The sequence below is a fragment of the Roseburia yibonii genome, assembly GCF_014297335.1.
In the GTDB taxonomy this organism is placed as follows: Bacteria; Bacillota; Clostridia; order Lachnospirales; family Lachnospiraceae; genus Roseburia_D; species Roseburia_D yibonii.
In genome coordinates this window covers 174,178-193,411 of the sequence record NZ_JACOQH010000004.1, presented here as the reverse complement: position 1 = coordinate 193,411, position 19,234 = coordinate 174,178, and the positions used below count along the sequence as shown (strand labels likewise).

Sequence of the window (19,234 nt, the reverse complement as noted above, 5' to 3'; positions counted from 1 at the left end):
TTTTGCATATACTAAATTTAGCAGAACCCAACACGCCTCTCAACGATGCAGATTATGTTGGGCTTTTTGCTATGAGGAAAAAAGTGTATATGAGGACATAAGAGATATATGGGGTCTATATGAAAACGGATTGCTGTATGTTCGACAGAAAATCATTATATTATATTTTGTGGAATGAACCAAGAAAGGCAAAAACATGAAGAAAAATGTTGCAAAGCCAATAGTCAGAAAAATTAAAGATAACGAGATAGCATTGGAGCAGTTTGAACAATCGTTGTGGATAGAATCTGAGAAGACAAAGGATATCATTATGAATTTTCCAACGGTTTATATTCATAATTGGCCTGAAACAGATAAATATGAGGTATATGTGGGCGAGTCAAATAATATTTTTAATCGAACCAGAGAGCATTATCATAATCGCATAAAAGATGAAAAATGGCAACATAAGTTGATTGGAAAAGATGCAACTCTGTATATTATTGGGCATGAGCATTTTAATAAATCATTAACTTTGGATATTGAAAATAGATTAATGCATTATCTGATGAGTGTAGATAAAGTTAAACAGGTACATAATGCCAGAGAAAATCCGCAGAATCATTATTATCCATCGGATGAGTTTGAGCTTATATTCAGAAGGATCTGGCGGGAACTTCATAATTCAAATGAAGAACTATTTCCGAATGAAAGTGTGATCAAAGATTCCGCTATTTATAAGGCATCTCCGTTACATAAATTAACAGATGGTCAAAAATATGTAAAGGAGAAGATATTAGAACGAATTGACATTGCCTTGCAACAGGATGAAAAACAAATAATTTTTATAGATGGGGAAGCTGGAACAGGGAAAACGGTTTTGAACAGCAGTATATTTTATGAACTCTATTGTAAGGAAGAGAAGCGGGGAAATTCTGATTTTAGGTGTAGCATGGTCGTTAATCACAATGAGCAGATAAAGGTATATTCAGATATAGCCAAGAAACTTGGCATTACGGAAAAATATGGAGAAGTTATAAGTAAAGCGTCTCACTTTTTAAATAGACATCCAGAAGACGATTCCGTAGATGTTGTATTTATTGATGAAGCACATCTTCTATTTACACAAGGAAACCAAGGGTATCAAGGGGAGAATCAGTTGGATGATATTGTTAAGAAGGCAAAAGTAGTGGTAATTGTATTTGACGAAAATCAAGTGTTGAGAATGGATCAATATTGGGAAAGTCAGATGATCGATAAATATCGTAATAAGGCGATTGAACAGGAAAATCATTTTACATTAACTGAACAGTTGCGTATGAAAGCCGATAAGGACACTTTGGATTGGATTGATTCATTTACTAAGAGCCAAATTATTAATAAAATTCCACATAATAGTTATGAAATAAAAATATTTGATTCGCCAGTTTCTTTGGAAATGGAAATACGGAAAAAAGCTAGTAAAGAGGAAACCAGATTGTCACGGCTGATTGCAAATTATGATTGGGATTATAAAGAAAACAGTAGACCTCAAAATAGATTGCAAAAGTATTGGGAAGTATTAGTGAAAAGAGATAACTGGCATAAGCCGTGGAATTATGAATTAAAAAAGGAATTAGATACAAAGCAAAAAAGAAAAATGAAAGAACAATCTTGGGCGGAGCAGGAACATACAATTGGAGAAGTTGGATCGACTTTTACGATTCAGGGTTTTGATTTGAATTATGCGGGAGTAATATTGGGGGAATCGGTTAAATATCGTAATGGAAAAATAATTTATGATCCAAATGAGACCAGTAATTCAAAGGTGACAATGAGAAAAACATTAAGTGATGGATCAAAGAAAAACTTTGCAGAAGAATTATTGAAGCATGAAGTACGTGTGCTGATGACTCGCGGAGTCAATGGTTTGTACATATATGCATGCGATGATCAATTAAGAGAAGCATTGAAGAAAGCAGAATTACAAGGGTGATTAAAATGACAGAAGAAACGATCAGGCAGATATTAAAATTCAGAGATGACAGGGACTGGAAACAGTTTCATAATCCAAAGGATCTGGCAATATCCATTTCTCTTGAGGCGGCTGAACTTCTTGAAGTGTTTCAGTGGAGTGGGATAGATGTTTCCGATGAAGGAAAAAAGGATAAGATTAAAGAAGAACTTGCGGATGTTGTGAATTATTGCGTGCTTATGGCAGATGCCTGCGGATTGGATCTGGATGAAATCGTTCGAGAGAAAATCAAAGTGAACAACGAGAAGTATCCGGTAGAAAAAGCAAAAGGGAAAAGTGATAAATACGATAAGCTGTAAAATATTTTGAAAGGTGGCAGTGATATGCAGTTACCATATTCCGAGGAACTGAATATTGAATATCTGGGACGGCTATTTGACAATACCAGCGAGTGCTATAAGTTTTTCTGGTTTAAGGCGATCGTTGCAAAAGTGACAGAAGGAAAACGGGAATTAACTTACGAAGAACTTGTGGACGAAATGATTGCCGATGCATGGTATATGGTAACTGAATATCATCTGAATCTGGGACCGAAAGATACATTGGAATGCCTGGTGGATTTGATTAAAAAGAAGAATGCAGGGCTAAAATCATGTGAGAAAAAATCTGTAATTATTGATTTCCTTCGGACAACAGATGATAAAGAAATTTTGAGTAAAAAGCGAACGTTAACCTACAATGTGCCGTATCGTCTACAAGCTCCATTCATGTCCAAGCTTAAGGGAAAAGCGTGGAATGTTGGGGAAAATGAGCTGATAGCAAAAATCAATCGGGAGAATCGTCTGATATATTATTTTACTGCTTTGAATGGATTGTCTACTAAGATTATTGTTCAGGAAGATTGGGCGAGATACATTATAAAAAATCAGGAAATTATTCGGGGATGGTTGGAATACAATATGATTTTATATATTCAAAAACGTAATCCAAGTGTTCCGGGAATAGCAGACAAGCTGCGTCCGCCACAGGAGCGTAAGCTGGAAAAGGTAAAGAGGTATTGGAAACTTATTTTGCCTTTAGAACCAGTGCGTGAAATATATGGAGATCAGATATTGACGGACACAGATATTTCTATAGATCATTTTGTACCATGGTCGTATGTGGCACATGACGAAATGTGGAATCTGAATCCTACGACAAAGAGCATAAACAGTTCTAAAAGTAATAATTTGCCGGATTGGGATACATATTTTGAAAAACTTGTGCGGCAGGAATTTCAATCTTATCAGTTGATTTGGAAATATGATATAGTTCATAAAGAATTTGAAAAATGCGCAAAAGAACATATCAACAATGAAGATATTCGCTATCGCATTTATAGAAGAGGGCTTGTATTTCCGGAATTTTCAGGAGAATTGAAGTCAATTATTTTGCCAATATATCAATCTGCCAAGAATTGTGGATTTGGCAGCTGGCAGTATCAGAGGGGAGAGTTATGAAAATATATAATAAATTGGTTAGAGACAAGATCCCAGAAATAATCGAAATGGATGGGAAAAAATGTGTCACACATATCCTTACGAATGAAGAATACATAGCAGCACTTGAGATGAAGCTGAATGAAGAAGTGGCAGAGTATCAGGAAGATAAAAATCTGGAAGAAATGGCGGACGTCCTTGAAGTGCTTCAGGCAATTTGTGTGGCAAGGGGATATTCACTTGAGGAACTAGAAAGGCTGAGAGCAAAGAAAGCTGATGAGCGCGGAAAATTTGCAGACAGGATTTTTTTGGAATATGTGGAAGATGGAAAATAGAGTAAGAGAAGGTGTTTGTATTCTGAAAAAACAGGCTGATATGAAGCAATTCAAGATTATGTATAAATCTTATGAGAAGTCACAAAGGAGAATGAAACGATGGAAATTAAAAGCATATTGATAAAAGATACAACAAAAGAGGAAAGAATCCGCATTGTACAGGAAGGACTGAGCCAGTGCGGAGGGGTATGTGATTTTTGTAATGGCTGTGATAATCTGGGCGGTGGTTCGGTAGATGCAATTTATGAGCCATATATTAATGGTGAAAAGGAACTGCGGGAAATCAATGAAGCGTACAGAAGTAACTCCGGTCTGGTAAAGTAGGTGAAGATATGAGACCGCCAGAGATAGACGCTTCTACAGAAGCGGAAAGAAGACAGTATATAAAGGATACGTTTCCGTGTATTGCTGACTGTGATATGTGTGGTCTTTGCACTGTTTTTAAGGGCAAAGATCCGGAACTCGCATATGCAGATTATATCAGTGGAAAACGAAGTTATTTGGATGTGTCCGGAGATTACAGATAAAGAAGATAGAGTTGGGAGATGGATTAACATGACGCATGAACAATTTAAAGAAGCGGCGGATTATTGGAATAAAAAGGAACGGACAGAAATGCCGCAAGAAGCGTTAAAGCAGGCGGTTGAAGCCTATGTGAGTGCCAATAATACCTGCGCACTTGCAACAGGAACCGGTGATTATGTTCGTTGTACGCCAATCGAATACAGTTTTCATGATGAAAAATTCTGGATGTTTTCAGAGGGCGGAGAAAAATTTATTGGTTTGGAGAAGAATGCGAATGTATGTCTTGCAGTATATGACAAGTACGATGGCTTTGGAAATCTAAAGAGCGTTTAGGTCATGGGAAAAGCCGAAATGATTGAGCCGTTTTCTGATACTTATAATGCTCATGCATCCTATAAAAAGATTCCATTGACCGTGCTGCAAAAACTGGATACGCCTATGAATCTTATCTGTGTGACGCCAATCAAGATCGAGGCATTGTTTTCGAATTTCAAAAAAGATGGGTATAGCAGTAGACAGACGTTGATTTGTTAAAAATATGATTTTGGTAATAGAAAATGAGATAAGGTAATGTGGAAAATTTATATTTCTTATTGGTGAGTAGGCAGCTTATGATAGCTGTCTATTTTAATTGTAATTCGGCAATAGAGTATATTTGATGTCAGTAATAAGTCCTTATAGTGCATGAACAAATCACGGACTAGGTCGGGGGATTGAGAAAATATAGGTAGGAGGCGGAGAATCAAATGAAGCGTGGATTGTATAGAAGAGAGTGGAAAACCGTCGAAAATTGTCGGAAAGATGGTGTTGTGGGGGAAGAGATTGGGATTTATAATTAGTTTAGATGAGGTGTTAAGTCAATAGATGTAGAAAAGATAATGATTGTATCGAATTCAAATTAGTAATATCACAGATGAAGTAGTACAGAAATGTATAAAAGAATCAAGAAAAGAAGATTCGAGGAATACCGCTTTATGGTGGATTAGTAAAAGGGCTTGTGATATCGTTCTTGAAATGTAGCAGTGACATATGTTCTTGGGCGAACTAAAATTAAACTACCACCTGAAATGGTGATTGCTAGCTTAAGTGAATCAGCTATATAATGACGGGTTTATGGGATCAGAAAATATAAATTTTCTAACTTGATTTGTTGAGAGGCTAGAATGAGTACCATAATAAAAAAATATATTTTGTATTAATTTACTAAGGAGGGAAAGTAATGTTTGAAAAGGGTTCAGAGTGGCGTAGATGGGATTTACACGTTCATACGCCAAATACCAAAAAGAACGATAACTACAAAGGGGATACGGTAGAGGAAAAGTGGAAAAATTTTTATTCTGCAATAGAAACATACATTAATTCCACAGATGAGAGAAAAAAAGTTTCTGCTATTGGAATTACGGACTATTTGGCAATTGATAATTATAACAAAGTTGTTTCAGACGGAATTTTAGTAAAGGATGAATTGGCAATTTTCCCCAATGTTGAAATGCGAATAACTCCTATGGGGAAAAAATCGCCTGTAAATATTCATTTTATTTTTAATCCAGATTTCGTAGACAAATTAGAGAATAGATTTTTTGGGCGATTAGAATTTGAATATGGACGAAAATATCATGCGACTAAGTCTGATTTGATTGAATTGGGAAAAAGTATGGGAATAGAGGATAATGAAGAAGCATATAAAAAAGGTATTGAACAGTTTGTTCCTTCTTATACAGCAATTAGTAATTTGTTTAAAGATGATGTTGAATTAAGAGAAAATACATTAATAGGAGTTGCAAATGGTTCCAGTGATGGTGCTTCTGGAATTAATAAAGGTGAGGGGGGAGATCAGCTGAGTCTAACACGTTTTGCGGTTTATAAAATGTGTGATTTCATTTTTTCTTCTTCTGATAATGATATTAATTATTTTCTTGGCAAAGGAGTTGATAGCGAAGAGGAAGTTAAGGCTAAGTGTGGTTCATTAAAACCTTGTTTTCATGGTTCCGATGCGCATTGCATTGAAAGACTTTTTGAACCTGATAATAGCAGATATTGTTGGATAAAATCAGACACTACATTTAATGGATTAAAGCAAGTAATATATGAACCTGAGGCTAGAGTTCGAATTGGAGAACTAAAACCAGAGGAAAAGGCAGATTATTATGTTATTGACAAGGTGGTAATTAATGAAGATGGTTTTTCGGATGAGCCAATAGAATTTAACGATAAATTGACTTGTATCATAGGGGGAAAATCTACTGGAAAATCATTATTATTACAGAATATTGCACGTGCAATCGATAATCGGCAAGTTGAGGAGAAGATAAATATTTCAAGGGTACCGTCTCGTGAATTAAATAATGTTTCTGTGTTTTGGAAAGATGGAGATATAAATAATAATGGGAATTTTGATGAAACGCATAAGATAGTATATATTCCACAAACATATTTAAATAGGCTTACTGACGAAGGAGAAAAAACTTCTGAAATAGATAGAATTATTCAAGATATTGTATTGTTAGATCCTAGAGCGAAAAATGCCTTTGAAAAAATGGAGAATGACGTAAAGATGTATAAACCATCTTTGGATAAGAAAATATATGACATGCTTCAGGCATATTCAGAGATGACTTCCATAATTCAGGAAAGAAATGAAATTGGAACAGAGTCTGGTATAAGAAAAGAGATTGAAAAGTTAAAAATGCAAAAGGAAATAATATCAAAGGAAACCTCAATATCAGAAGAGGAACTTAAAAAGTTTGATGAAGCTATTAAGAAAATTTCAGTTCTAGAATCTGTGATAAGGAATGCAATAGAAGAAATTGGATTAGTAAAGGATATGTCTTTACCCGTTGAAAAAACAAATATCCTAGGAAAATTTTCAGAGGATACATTTAAGATAATATTAGATTTTCAGGAAGAAATATTGGAGCAGGCTGGGAATAAATGGAATGTAAAGAAAGATGAAATTGTTTCTAAATTGCTTTTTACAAAAGTAGATGCAGAAGGTAAAAGGGAAGAGGCTTTAAAAGTAAAGAGTGAGCTAGAACAGAAAGTGATTGAGAATGAGGCGTTAACAAAATTATCAGAACAAATCAAAAATGAGGAATCAAAATTAGAGGTTGTGTTAAATGCAACTCAAAAATGCAATGCAAAGAAGAAAGAATATGAAGAAAAGCTGGATGAGGTTTCAAATGCAATAAATGCCTACAAAGAAATACATAACAATTATGCTAACGTAGTAAATGAAAATGCAGAAACTAATTCTGACGGATTAGATTTTTCTGTTGGAATCCAATTTAAAAATGATGCATTTTGTTCTTTTATTAAGGAGAGCATTAACAATAATTCTTTAAAGAGAATTGGAATTGCATTCGACGATAAATTTAGAGGAGAAATTTTCACAAAAGAATTGTTGAGAGACATTATTGACAAGTTGGTAAAAGAAGAGCTAAAGCTTTTAAAAAATAAAACCATAGAAAGTGTATTGCGTGATATACTAAGTGATTGGTATTTGGTTTCATATAATGTAAAGCTTGAAAATGATAGTATAAATCAGATGTCTCCAGGTAAAAAAGCGCTTGTCCTTTTAAAATTATTAATTAGCATGGCAGATAGCAAATGTCCAATATTGATTGATCAACCGGAAGATGATTTGGATAATAGATCCATTTTCGATGAATTGATACCTTTTATACGTAAGAAAAAGGTTGAACGTCAAATAATTGTTGTTACTCATAATGCAAATGTGGTTTTAGGTGGAGATGCAGAAGAAATTATTGTCGCAAATCAGGATGGAAATAATTCGCCTAATTATAAGTTTAAATTTGAATATAGATCTGGTTCAATAGAGAATTCAACTATTGTTTATGAAAACGATGGAACAATTCGAAAAGGCGTTTTGAATGAAAAAGGCATTCAGCAACATATATGTGATATTCTAGAAGGCGGAGAGCGAGCATTTGATTTGCGTAAACATAAATACAGCATATAAGTAGGTAGATATGTATGAAAGAAGTTCGGGAGGTACAGGTTGAAAACTGAAAAGGCTAACTATTAAAAGTCAAGTCTGAAACTGAAATATTTTGAATGAATTGCAGAAATGCATTTCAGATATATTTGAACCTTGAAAATTGCATGACAAATAGAGTGTCATTAGAGGCACTCTATTAGGAGATGTTGATAAAAAAGGATTAAGCAGCCTTGTTGTATGTCAGTCCCGATTTTTCCATCGCATAAATGGTTCTTACAAGTTTCTTTGTGGCATGAGATTAAGTAACATTATAATGCTTACTTTCAGATCGCTTCTTGGCAAGATATGCTCCAAAGGATTTATCCCAAATACAGGCATATTTAGTCGTATTGTAAAGGGCGTATCGAAGATAGCGAGAACCACGTTTTCCCATATGGGAATAACAGTTATCTAATTGCCCTGATTAGTAAGTAGATGGAGACATTCCAGCGTTGTCGGTTGAGTCGAAACGGATTGAAGTCACCGATTTCAGCAATAATCATGGCACCCATGTTGTAACTGATTCCTGAAATCGTTAGAATCGGAGAATTGATCTCATCTATAATGGATTTGATTTCGGCTTCAATTTCGTCAATCTCAGAAGTTGGTTCCTGAAATTTATCAAAGCGATAACGAGTTAATGACTTTAGCGCCTCATTTTGATAGGATGTGTTTGAGTAGGACTTTATAGAGTAGTATCAGTAATGGCAGAGGACGTAAGTTCAACGCCTTAATATTTCAACAAAAATGAATAACAAACTATCTGCAAAAGCCATTTTGGAATAAATATTATACAGTGCATTCTTGATACGAGGAGAGGAATATATAATGAAAAAGGTACAAGATAAAGGAAAAATAGTGAAAACTAATACAGGGAAGTCAATAGATATTTTGAAAAATACATTAGGTTATAACGAAATCCGAACTTATTTTATATCTTTTTATTCGAAAAAAAATAAGAAAAGAAAACCGAGTAATGTTAGTGAAAAATTGGCAATAGTTATTTCAACACTGACAATTTTATATTGGGGGCTTAAAACGGTATATTTTTCATATTTAGCGGGTGGCGCATGTTATTATAATGTCAGTTGGAATGATATTTATGTTAATCAAAATTTTACCTGCCAATTCGTTCTATATTTGACGAGTATTTTAATAATAGGATTTTTTACTATATTATTTATGAATATATGGGTTTCAGATTCATTTATATTTTTGAAAGTTATCAAAAGTGTTTTTTTATGGCTAATCGAAGGTGGAGTGATTTTGTTGATAGCTATTGTTAAGGTATATGCTTTTGATGTTAATAAAATAATAAATGAAATGTGTGAATATAAAAAAATAGAATGGATTAATATAGTTATTGTGCTGTTTTTTACGGTAGTTGGATTGAATTATTTTGGAATAGTAGCGTTGGGCGCAAACAAGAGAGAGGAAAGAAAAAATAGAAAAAATATTAAGAAGAAAAGTTGTTGTAAAAATAAGGGGAAAAGCAAAGACAAACTATGGTTAGTGGTTATTATATATGTTATTTTCATTGGAATAGTATGGTTCTATGGGTGGGTAAAAGAAGTTACACAAACGAATTATAAAATTATAAAATATGGTATTTCTCAAAACGGATATACAAATGATAAGTACGTTATTGAGACCGATGAAGAATATCCAGAATATGTCGTAATCATGGAAAATCAAGACTATTATATATGTGAGAGAGTAAAAAAGGATTTAGTGATTGATACGAGTTCACAGATTTTGATAGAAAAAAATAATGTTGAAGTAAAGAAAGTCACAAAGCATTATAATAAACAGTAAGGAAGAGAAAATGATTAATTAGCAACATGCGGGTATTCTTTGTGCATGGCGAAATGATAATGTACTTTTTATATTAGAAATGTAAATCTGCAAATTTTGTGGATTGACACTTGAGTATCTCATGGGGCATTCAGATATAAGCATTATAATGAACGTGTACACATATAGCAGATGTTTAATACAATTTAATTATGAACAGCAACAGTATATGTATGATAACAGAGTTCATTCTGTGGAGCACCGCATTGTAAGTATTTCACAGCCATGGCTCCGGCCGATCGTCAGAGGCAAGGTCAAAGCACCGGTTGAATTTGGTGCAAAATTTGATCTCAGTCTTGACAGCGAAGGTTATGGGCGTATCGAAAAAATATCTTTCGAGGCATACAACGAGAGCACCTGCCTGATTGAAGCAATAGAACGATTCAGAGAGCGTACCGGTTATTATCCGGAACGAGTTCTGGCAGATCAGATATACCGGACCAGGGAAAACAGGAGCTATTGCAAGGAACATGGAATCCGGTTATCAGGTCCAAAGCTTGGCAGACCAAGCGCTACAGCAAAAGTTGATAAAAAACAGGAGTATCAGGATAATACCGATAGAATCGAAGTGGAGCGCACCTTCAGCCTGAGCAAACGCTGTTATGGTATGAGCTGCATTACCACAAAACTGGAAGGAACGCAGTTGACTTCTATCGCATTATCTGTATTCGTGACGAATCTGTTCAGGATTCAGAGGCGAATACTTTACGCTCTTTTGCGTCTGTTCCGCTTCTGGCATGACTGGAACAGATGTAAGAGCTGGAAGTTGCAGATATCTGCTTAATCAGCAGACACTATTTATTTGTCAGAATATCAGCTTAGACAATGAGTTTCACATAAAAAAGTTTTGGAACTTTCCTATGAAGATGTGAAATCTTCCACAAACGGATTGATTGTCATTACACCGGATTTTGATAATTTTACTGCAAAGCTCATCGCAGCAGATAAATATTCAAAATATATGACAGAAATACCAATTTTGGAGGGAGTTACAAACAGGGAATATTATGGAAGATCAGCAACGTCTATTGAAAACAAATGCAAGATAGAGTATGGAACAGAGCAAGGATTAGCGGCACTGATTTATGGAGAAAAGGGGTTAAGTTCGTTGCCAATACAGGATATTACAGGGGAGTATATAGATACCGATAATGAGTACATGTATTACTATTCGGTTGAATTCATAAAATAGCACTAATAAAAAGAAGAGGATGTCACGTAATCTGCTTTGATTCGGTGGCATCCTTTTTTGGCATTTGGTTTTTTACGGGCATTATAGATTTCATAACTTATTTCTTATTTTTCTGTATTCTCTTGGCGAATATCCTTTCAGCTTGTGAAAAAGCCGGCTGAAATAAAGCTGGTTATCATATCCGACAATCTTAGAAATCTCATTGATGGAATAAATTGTTGTTTCAAGTAACATCTGAGCATTGTTGATACGGATTCCCACAATGAATTGCATTGGTGTAGAACCGGTATATTTTTTGAAATTTCGGATAAACCAGCTGACACTCATGCCTCGTGAGGCAGCATAATCATCAATATTGATATTTTGATTGTAGTTTTCACTGAAAAAGGTAACAGCATTATCCATCTCATGATCAAGATATTCATTTTTTAATATGTGCTCTCTTGTCAGTTCCCGGTGGAAACTGATCAGAAGATGACGTAGCAAAAGGACAAGCATTTCCTCATAATTGTCTTGACAGCGTTGGAGCTCGATAATGATACGTTTGAAAATTTGTTCATATTCATTAGATGTACCCACTTGAAAGACACGTTCTTTATCCGGAAACCCATATTGACGTAAGATATTTTTTACATTGCTTCCTGTGAAGTGAATCCAGTATACTTCTGTCTTATCTTCTCCGTAATATTCATATTTTTGGAGTTCTTTCGGTCTGTACAGTACAATGTTGCCGGCTGGAACAATCGTTTCATTATTTACATTATCAAAATGAAAATGCCCACAACCAGCAGTGATATATATAATCTGATAATCCAGACGACCCCTTGGACGGTAGGTCGGAAGTTTGGGATGTCTGGAAAGACGGTAAGTACCACAGCTACCGACAATCAGCGGACGACTTTTGTCTTTGAAATCCATATGTGAGTGGTTCAAATAACCGGTGTTCAAATACATAGGACAGCACCTCTTTTCGTACTTTTTATCATTGTATCATTTAGTGCATATTTTGTCTAATCCAATTCATAGACATATTTTGCGAATTAGGATAAGCTATATATAGCATAACTAAGGAACGTAAACAAAAAGTAAAGTATAAGGTTTGCTTTAGGAAAACAAAGAACAAAAAAGTATATGTATTGGAGGAGAGCTATTTATGATCGTACCACGTTATTATGAAAATCTAAGCGTACTGCACGAAAACACAATGCCAGCCAGAGCCTATTATATTCCGGCATCCAGAAGAATGGATAACTTGGTGGAACACAGAGAAGAGTCAGATCGTATGCAGTTATTGAATGGAACTTGGAAATTCCAGTATTTTAACAGCATCTATGACATTATGGATTCTTTCTTTGAGAAGAATTATGATACAGAAAATTTTGATGAGATTCAGGTTCCAAGTGTATGGCAGATGGCTGGATATGATACACACCAGTATACAAACATCCGGTATCCATTTCCGTTTGATCCACCATATGTGCCACAGGACATTCCGTGTGGAGCCTATGTACATACTTTTGAGTACAGTAGAGATGAGAAAGCGCCAAAATCTTTTTTGAACTTTGAAGGAGTAGACAGTTGCTTTTACGTATGGATCAATGGCTCTTACATAGGATACAGCCAGGTTTCGCATATGACCAGTGAGTTTGATGTTACCGATGTACTTCAGGATGGAACGAATACGGTGGCAGTGTTGGTAATGAAGTGGTGTGATGGTTCCTATTTGGAAGATCAGGACAAATTCCGTATGAGTGGTATTTTCCGGGATGTGTACATTTTGAAACGCCCAAAACAGGCAATCAGTGATTATCATATTAAAACAAGAATTGAGGATATGCTTGCGAAAGTAGAAATTGAAATGAAATTCTACTCTCCGTTAAATGTAAAAATTTCGATTGAAGATAGAAACGGAGCAGTTGTAGCACTAGGAAGTATTGCTGAAGAAGGAACAGCTGTATTAGAAATCGCAAGTCCGGAACTCTGGAATACAGAAAATCCATATCTATATAAACTGATTCTTGAAACAGAGAATGAAGTAATTGTAGATCACATTGCATTAAGAAAGATAGAGATTAAAGACCAGGTTATTTATTTAAATGGACAGAAGATTAAATTCCGTGGTGTCAATCGACATGATTCTGATCCGGTTACTGGATTTACAATCAATCCGGAACAGATTACAACCGATCTTACGTTAATGAAGCAGCATAATTTTAATGCGATCCGTTCCAGCCACTATCCGAACGCACCATTTTTCTATGAAATGTGTGACAAGTATGGATTCATGGTAATAGATGAAGCAGATATTGAAGCGCATGGTCCATTTATGATCTACAGAAAAGAAGACACTGATTACAATCGGTTCAAACGATGGAATGAGAAGATTGCAGATGATCCGGTATGGGAAGAGGCAATCGTTGATCGCGTAAAACTCATGGTGGAACGTGACAAAAACCGTTTCTGTATTGTTATGTGGTCAATGGGAAATGAGAGTGCTTATGGCTGCAACTTTGAAAAAGCACTGGAATGGACAAAGAATTTTGATCCAGACCGTATCACACAATATGAGAGTGCAAGATACCGTAATTATGATGAAACATATGATTACAGCAATCTGGATGTGTACAGCCGGATGTACCCAGCGCTTTCCGAAATTCAGGAATATCTGGATAAAGATGGAAGCAAACCCTTCCTTTTGGTAGAGTACTGTCACAGCATGGGAAACGGACCTGGAGATTTTGAAGATTACTTCCAGATGATTCAGGATAATGATAAAATGTGCGGCGGCTTTGTCTGGGAATGGTGTGACCATGCGATTGCTCATGGAACTGCTGAGAATGGAAAGACTATATATGCTTATGGGGGCGACCATGGCGAAGAAATTCATGATGGCAACTTCTGTATGGATGGATTAGTATATCCGGACAGAACGGTACATACAGGACTTTTGGAATACAAGAATGTTTATCGCCCGGCAAGAGTTATTTCCTATAACAAAGAAAGCGGAGAACTGGTGCTTCATAACTACATGGATTTTGATGACTTGAAAGATTATGTGAAGATTAGTTATGAACTGACACAGGATGGTCTTGTGATCAGCAAAGGCATACTTCCGGAGCTTTCTGTGGCACCACACGGGGAAGGAAAAACAAACCTGAAGATCAATGTTCCAGAGAATGGGAAATGTTATTTAAAACTTATTTACCATCTGAAAAAAGAATTGCCACTGTTGGATGAAGACCATATTCTTGGATTTGATGAAATTGAGGTAAGTAAAGAGGATACAAAATGTAAACTTGCAGAGAAATGGATACCAGAAACAGTAGTGGACTCTGAATTACAGGTAAATGAAAATGATACACAGATTCATATCAAGGGGCGTGAATTTGCTTATACCATAGACAAACGTACTGCACTCTTTACAGAGATGAAATTCGCAGGGCGGGAATACTTGAACCATCCGATGGAATTAAATATTTGGAGAGCTCCAACAGATAACGATATGTACATCAAGTCTGAATGGAAGAAAGCCCACTATGATAAGGCTTACACAAGAGCCTATACGACAGAGGCTGTGCAGGGAAAACATGGTGTGAAGATTACAAGCCATGCTTCCGTTGTGGCAGAGACAGTACAGAAGATTCTTGATGTGACGATTACATGGAAAATAGAAGCTGCTGGAAAGATTGATGCAGATATTGCAGTAACAAAAGACGATGAATTCCCGGATCTTCCGAGATTTGGTGTGAGGATGTTCCTGGATAAAAAACTTTCAGCTGTAAGATACTTTGGAATGGGACCACAGGAAAGTTATTGTGATAAACATCAGGCTGCGAGCCACGGTTTGTACCGGGCAGATGTAGGGGATTTACATGAGGACTATATCCGTCCACAGGAAAATGGAAGCCATTATGATTGTGAATATGTAGAGCTTAACAACAGTCGATATGGAATTGTGGCATCCGCAGAAAAGGCATTTTCATTCAATGCTTCTTATTATACACAGGAAGAACTTGAGAAGAAAACGCATAATTATGAATTAATAGAATCAGATAGTGTAGTATTCTGTGTTGACTACGCATTAAATGGCATTGGTTCTAATAGTTGTGGTCCGGTTGTATTGGAGCAGTACCGATTTGATGATGTATTATTCCGGTTTCAGTTTACACTGATACCGTATGTAAAGGGATAATAAAGTTTCATGTGACCCGTAAACAAGGAAAGAGAGTCTGATTGTAATGTAAAGCCCGGATATACAGAGCAATCAGACAAAATCAGAGAAAAAAACAGAATTAGATATCATACGGTTAGCCATATTGAGATTCTAAGTGCGATGAAGATGAGGAGCAAAGAAATTCGATGGAAGAAAAAAAGTATTTGAAATGGTATAACAAAATTGGATACGGATCAGGTGATATTGCAGGTAATGTAGTCTATGCGTTCCTGACATCTTTTATGATGGTCTATCTGACGGACTCGGTAGGACTTGCTGCAGGTGTCGTGGGTACCCTGATTGCCGTATCAAAACTATTTGATGGTTTTACGGATATATTTTTTGGATCAATGATTGACAAAACACACAGTAAAATGGGAAAAGCGAAACCCTGGATGCTATACGGATATATTGGTTGTGCCATTACGCTGGTCGGCTGCTTTGCAGTACCGGTGAGTTTGGGAACAACGGCTAAATATGCATGGTTCTTTATTTCTTATACACTGTTAAATGGTGTGTTTTATACAGCAAACAATATTGCTTATTCAGCACTTACGTCACTGATTACAAAGAACAGCAAAGAGCGTGTACAGATGGGATCTTACCGTTTTATTTTTGCATTTTCAACAAGTCTTCTGATTCAGGCGATTACAGTTGGATTTGTAGATAAATGTGGTGGAGATGCTGCGGCATGGAGAACGGTTGCTATTATCTATGCAATCATTGGTCTGGTCGTAAATACGATTTCAGCACTTTCTGTTAAGGAACTTCCGGAGGAAGAACTTAATGAAGGAGAAGTAAAGAATGATAATGAAAAGTATGGAATGGTACAGGCATTCAAGCTTCTTGTCAAAAACAAATATTACATGATGATTTGTGGAACATATATTTTACAGCAGTTATATGGTGCCATGATTGGAGCTGGCATTTATTACATGACATGGGTACTGAAAAATAAGAATTTGTTTGGACAATTTGCATGGGCAGTAAATATTCCACTGATCATTGCCCTGATTTTTACACCGACATTAGTTGGTAAGTGGAAAGGCATGTATAAACTGAACTTAAGAGGTTATGTCTTAGCAGTCATCGGTAGAGCACTTGTTGTTGTTGCCGGATATATGGGTAGTGTTCCGCTGATGATGGCGTTTACAGCTCTTGCAGCCTTAGGTCAGGGACCATGGCAGGGAGATATGAATGCTGTTATTGCATCCTGCTCTGAATACACTTATCTTACACAGGGAAAGAGAATTGATGGAACGATGTACTCTTGTACTTCTCTTGGTGTAAAAATCGGTGGAGGTATTGGAACCGCTGTTGTTGGATGGATGCTTGAGCTCAGTGGATATGTCGGAACAAATGCAACTCAGCCACAGTCTGCACTTGATATGATGCAGTTCATGTATCTTTGGCTTCCGTTAATCTTTGATGTATTGATTATGTTTGCACTTTCAAGAATGAATGTTGAAGATGCAAATAAAAAACTGAAAGCAGAAAAAGGAATTGCTGCAGATGAAGTAACAGATGCATCAGACATAAATTAGAATTGACAAGAGAAAGCGTTGTCTGATCGTTGTTCGATGAGACAGTGCTTTTTTCTATAATATAAAGTGATAGAACTGTATTTTGAAAATAAAAAGGACCACTTCATTTTTGTGAAATGGCCTTAAGAAAATGTTCAGTTTTCACAAAATAGTCCTTTTAGTATTTATACATGGTAAGGATGCTCAAAATATTCAGTGTAGAATACTAAAAGGTCATTCAGATATTTTTTTAGGTTGCTCATTTGCAATTCCTCCTTTCCTTATTTACAAGTTGATTATAAGATAGGTGTAAAAGGATTGCTTGCCAAATCGAAAGAAGATATAGACAAATGTTGCAAAGAGGAGTATTTCATGCAGTTAAAATATGTTGACACAAAAGAGGAGATCATAGCAATAAATAGGAAGTCAAAACATATTGAACCACATCTTCATAATGCATTGGAGATTGTTTGTGTAACAAGTGGAGCATTAGAACTTGGTGTCGGACAGGAACTATATCATATGGATAAAGGAGATATAGGCTTTGTATTTCCAGATGTTATTCATCACTATCAGGTACTGACACCCGGTGTAAATAAAGCGACTTATCTGATTGCATCGCCATTTACGATTGCCAAATTTGCAGATATCATGCAATCCAGGGCTCCTGAATACCCGATCATCAAAGCGGAAAAGGTTGAACTGGAGGTATATAGGGTTATAAATGCGATTTTAGAGACAGAACAGTCGGATATTATTGTTGCACAGGCATATCTTCAAATTGTGTTGGCACGCTGCATAGGAAAATTAAATTTGGTAGAAAAGAGTAATGTGGGGAGCAACGATCTTATTTACCAGACAGTTTCCTATATATCAGCAAATTTTAAGAAGAAATTTTCGCTGGAAGAGATGGCAAAAGATCTGGGGGTGAGCAAATATGTTTTATCTAGACTCTTTTCCAAAACATTCCATAGAAACTTTAATCAATATCTTAACGATGCAAGGCTGAACTATGCATGCCAGCGTTTGGAAAATACGAGTGATTCTATTACAAGCATTTGTCTGGATAGTGGATTTGAAAGTCAGAGAACATTTAACCGAGTATTTAAAGAAAGATATAAAATATCACCGAGTGATTATCGGAGTACTTGTGTGAAAGAGATGTTGTCATAAAAGGTTCTGTTGATAGAAATATTTACTTCGATTTCACAGTACTATGTATTTGATTTTATGTGTGGATGATATAATATGAAAATATTTGTAGAAAATAGCGCTTTATTTTATTATGAAAAGAGCAAGGTGTATTCTAAAGAAACAAGAAAGGCAGGGCGCATATGAACATGAGAAAATCCATAATCGATTTTAATGAAAAAAAAGGATTCATCTGTGATATGGATGGTGTGATTTATCATGGCAATCAGATATTGCCAGGTGTTCCAGAATTCATCCAGTGGTTGCATGATGAAAAGAAAGAATATTTATTTTTGACAAATAATAGTGGATATACACCACGGGAATTAAATCAGAAACTGGCAAGGATGGGACTTGATGTGCCAGAAGAACATTTTTATACCAGCGCATTGGCAACAGCCGCTTTTTTAAAGGAACAGGCGGCAGGCTGTTCAGCATTTGTGATAGGAGAAGCCGGTCTCTTAAATGCACTTTATGACGTTGGCATTACAATGAATGATGTAAATCCGGATTATGTTGTTGTGGGAGAGGGACGTTCCTATTCATTGGATACTTTAACGAAAGCAACGAATTTAGTTCTGAAGGGAGCTAAGCTGATTGGAGCAAACTCGGATGTTTCCGGACCGATCGAGAACGGAATCGCTCCTGCCTGTCGTGCATTGATTGCACCCATTGAAATGGCAACAGGTACACAGGCATATTTCTGTGGGAAACCGAATCCACTGATGATGAGAACAGGATTGAATATGCTTGGATGTCATTCAGCAGAAGCTGTAATGGTTGGGGATCGTATGGATACAGATGTGATTTCAGGAATGGAAAGTGGTATGTCTACTGTATTGGTTCTCTCTGGATGTTCAACGAAGGATACACTCAAAACTTATGCTTATCTTCCGACAATGGTATTGAATGGAGTGGGAGATATCGCCAGTATGGCAAAAGCAAAAGAGGAATACTATATGTGATGATTATCTCATGAATTGTATCTAAAAG

At 36.0% G+C, this 19,234-nt stretch carries 16 protein-coding genes and 2 pseudogenes; 16 read left to right on the top strand and 2 right to left on the bottom strand.

Annotated features, from left to right (window positions below):
- Window positions 1-196: 196 nt before the first annotated feature.
- The 9 genes from H8Z76_RS07580 (at window position 197) to H8Z76_RS07545 (ending at window position 8,250) form a co-directional block, all read left to right on the top strand.
- Window positions 197-1,954: a DUF2075 domain-containing protein gene (locus tag H8Z76_RS07580; RefSeq protein ID WP_186982104.1), complete on the top strand. Its 1,758-nt coding sequence runs from the start codon at window positions 197-199 to the stop codon at window positions 1,952-1,954.
- A 5-nt stretch (window positions 1,955-1,959) separates the two neighbouring features.
- Window positions 1,960-2,292 (top strand): nucleotide pyrophosphohydrolase, encoded by a 333-nt coding sequence (locus tag H8Z76_RS07575; protein WP_186982103.1) that lies wholly within the window; start codon window positions 1,960-1,962, stop codon window positions 2,290-2,292.
- Between the two features lie 24 nt (window positions 2,293-2,316).
- The gene (locus H8Z76_RS07570) at window positions 2,317-3,432 is read left to right on the top strand and encodes an HNH endonuclease domain-containing protein (RefSeq protein WP_186982102.1); all 1,116 of its coding nucleotides are present in this window, start codon (window positions 2,317-2,319) and stop codon (window positions 3,430-3,432) included.
- Entirely contained in the window at window positions 3,429-3,746 is a 318-nt protein-coding gene (locus tag H8Z76_RS07565; RefSeq protein WP_186982100.1) for a nucleoside triphosphate pyrophosphohydrolase, read from the top strand. Before H8Z76_RS07570 ends, H8Z76_RS07565 begins: the two co-directional genes overlap by 4 nt.
- 99 nt (window positions 3,747-3,845) lie before the next feature.
- Complete coding sequence (locus H8Z76_RS07560) at window positions 3,846-4,070, top strand: hypothetical protein (protein ID WP_186982099.1); 225 nt, start codon at window positions 3,846-3,848, stop codon at window positions 4,068-4,070.
- Between the two features lie 8 nt (window positions 4,071-4,078).
- Window positions 4,079-4,273, top strand: a complete 195-nt coding sequence (locus tag H8Z76_RS07555; RefSeq protein WP_186982097.1) for a hypothetical protein — start codon at window positions 4,079-4,081, stop codon at window positions 4,271-4,273.
- Between the two features lie 28 nt (window positions 4,274-4,301).
- Window positions 4,302-4,604, top strand: a complete 303-nt coding sequence (locus tag H8Z76_RS13615; protein WP_243240474.1) for a pyridoxamine 5'-phosphate oxidase family protein — start codon at window positions 4,302-4,304, stop codon at window positions 4,602-4,604.
- A 3-nt stretch (window positions 4,605-4,607) separates the two neighbouring features.
- Window positions 4,608-4,805 carry a hypothetical protein gene (locus tag H8Z76_RS13610; protein ID WP_243240471.1) on the top strand — a complete coding sequence of 66 codons (198 nt, stop codon included), beginning with the start codon at window positions 4,608-4,610 and terminating at the stop codon, window positions 4,803-4,805.
- A 685-nt stretch (window positions 4,806-5,490) separates the two neighbouring features.
- Window positions 5,491-8,250: a TrlF family AAA-like ATPase gene (locus H8Z76_RS07545; protein ID WP_186982095.1), complete on the top strand. Its 2,760-nt coding sequence runs from the start codon at window positions 5,491-5,493 to the stop codon at window positions 8,248-8,250.
- 199 nt (window positions 8,251-8,449) lie between these two features.
- Here the strand turns inward: H8Z76_RS07545 and H8Z76_RS13965 are convergent.
- Window positions 8,450-8,882: pseudogene (locus H8Z76_RS13965) on the bottom strand (transposase); the annotation flags it as partial.
- A 214-nt stretch (window positions 8,883-9,096) separates the two neighbouring features.
- Here H8Z76_RS13965 and H8Z76_RS07540 point away from each other — a divergent pair.
- The 3 genes and pseudogenes from H8Z76_RS07540 to H8Z76_RS07530 all read left to right on the top strand — a co-directional run bounded on the left by H8Z76_RS07540 (window position 9,097) and on the right by H8Z76_RS07530 (window position 11,314).
- On the top strand, window positions 9,097-10,083 hold the full coding sequence (locus H8Z76_RS07540; protein ID WP_186982093.1) for a hypothetical protein: 987 nt from the start codon (window positions 9,097-9,099) through the stop codon (window positions 10,081-10,083).
- Window positions 10,084-10,261: 178 nt separating this feature from the next.
- Window positions 10,262-10,906, top strand: a pseudogene (locus tag H8Z76_RS07535) (transposase); the annotation flags it as partial.
- Between the two features lie 63 nt (window positions 10,907-10,969).
- A complete protein-coding gene (locus tag H8Z76_RS07530; RefSeq protein ID WP_243240470.1) occupies window positions 10,970-11,314 on the top strand; it encodes a hypothetical protein in 345 nt (114 codons plus the stop codon).
- A gap of 90 nt (window positions 11,315-11,404) precedes the next feature.
- Here the strand turns inward: H8Z76_RS07530 and H8Z76_RS07525 are convergent, their stop codons facing one another.
- Entirely contained in the window at window positions 11,405-12,268 is an 864-nt protein-coding gene (locus tag H8Z76_RS07525) for an AraC family transcriptional regulator (RefSeq protein ID WP_186982091.1), read from the bottom strand.
- Window positions 12,269-12,467: 199 nt separating this feature from the next.
- On the opposite strand from H8Z76_RS07525, the gene H8Z76_RS07520 reads away from it, so the two are divergent.
- From H8Z76_RS07520 to H8Z76_RS07505, 4 genes are all read left to right on the top strand, one after another.
- On the top strand, window positions 12,468-15,506 hold the full coding sequence (locus H8Z76_RS07520; protein ID WP_186982089.1) for a glycoside hydrolase family 2 TIM barrel-domain containing protein: 3,039 nt from the start codon (window positions 12,468-12,470) through the stop codon (window positions 15,504-15,506).
- Window positions 15,507-15,673: 167 nt separating this feature from the next.
- The gene (locus tag H8Z76_RS07515; protein WP_186982088.1) at window positions 15,674-17,071 is read left to right on the top strand and encodes an MFS transporter; all 1,398 of its coding nucleotides are present in this window, start codon (window positions 15,674-15,676) and stop codon (window positions 17,069-17,071) included.
- A gap of 351 nt (window positions 17,072-17,422) precedes the next feature.
- Window positions 17,423-18,223 (top strand): helix-turn-helix transcriptional regulator, encoded by an 801-nt coding sequence (locus tag H8Z76_RS07510; RefSeq protein ID WP_186982087.1) that lies wholly within the window; start codon window positions 17,423-17,425, stop codon window positions 18,221-18,223.
- Window positions 18,224-18,384: 161 nt separating this feature from the next.
- Window positions 18,385-19,206, top strand: coding sequence for an HAD-IIA family hydrolase (locus tag H8Z76_RS07505; protein WP_186982085.1), 822 nt, complete (start codon window positions 18,385-18,387; stop codon window positions 19,204-19,206).
- Window positions 19,207-19,234 lie beyond the last annotated feature (28 nt).

Excerpts from the sequence above, each read along its gene's own strand:
- H8Z76_RS07580 (WP_186982104.1), top strand. The coding sequence starts at position 197 with ATGAAGAAAAATGTTGCAAAGCCAATAGTCAGAAAAATTAAAGATAAC.
- H8Z76_RS07575 (WP_186982103.1), top strand. The coding sequence starts at position 1,960 with ATGACAGAAGAAACGATCAGGCAGATATTAAAATTCAGAGATGACAGG.
- H8Z76_RS07570 (WP_186982102.1), top strand. The coding sequence starts at position 2,317 with ATGCAGTTACCATATTCCGAGGAACTGAATATTGAATATCTGGGACGG.
- H8Z76_RS07565 (WP_186982100.1), top strand. The coding sequence starts at position 3,429 with ATGAAAATATATAATAAATTGGTTAGAGACAAGATCCCAGAAATAATC.
- H8Z76_RS07560 (WP_186982099.1), top strand. The coding sequence starts at position 3,846 with ATGGAAATTAAAAGCATATTGATAAAAGATACAACAAAAGAGGAAAGA.
- H8Z76_RS07555 (WP_186982097.1), top strand. The coding sequence starts at position 4,079 with ATGAGACCGCCAGAGATAGACGCTTCTACAGAAGCGGAAAGAAGACAG.
- H8Z76_RS13615 (WP_243240474.1), top strand. The coding sequence starts at position 4,302 with ATGACGCATGAACAATTTAAAGAAGCGGCGGATTATTGGAATAAAAAG.
- H8Z76_RS13610 (WP_243240471.1), top strand. The coding sequence starts at position 4,608 with ATGGGAAAAGCCGAAATGATTGAGCCGTTTTCTGATACTTATAATGCT.
- H8Z76_RS07545 (WP_186982095.1), top strand. The coding sequence starts at position 5,491 with ATGTTTGAAAAGGGTTCAGAGTGGCGTAGATGGGATTTACACGTTCAT.
- H8Z76_RS07540 (WP_186982093.1), top strand. The coding sequence starts at position 9,097 with ATGAAAAAGGTACAAGATAAAGGAAAAATAGTGAAAACTAATACAGGG.
- H8Z76_RS07525 (WP_186982091.1), bottom strand. The coding sequence starts at position 12,268 with ATGTATTTGAACACCGGTTATTTGAACCACTCACATATGGATTTCAAA.
- H8Z76_RS07520 (WP_186982089.1), top strand. The coding sequence starts at position 12,468 with ATGATCGTACCACGTTATTATGAAAATCTAAGCGTACTGCACGAAAAC.
- H8Z76_RS07515 (WP_186982088.1), top strand. The coding sequence starts at position 15,674 with ATGGAAGAAAAAAAGTATTTGAAATGGTATAACAAAATTGGATACGGA.
- H8Z76_RS07510 (WP_186982087.1), top strand. The coding sequence starts at position 17,423 with ATGCAGTTAAAATATGTTGACACAAAAGAGGAGATCATAGCAATAAAT.
- H8Z76_RS07505 (WP_186982085.1), top strand. The coding sequence starts at position 18,385 with ATGAACATGAGAAAATCCATAATCGATTTTAATGAAAAAAAAGGATTC.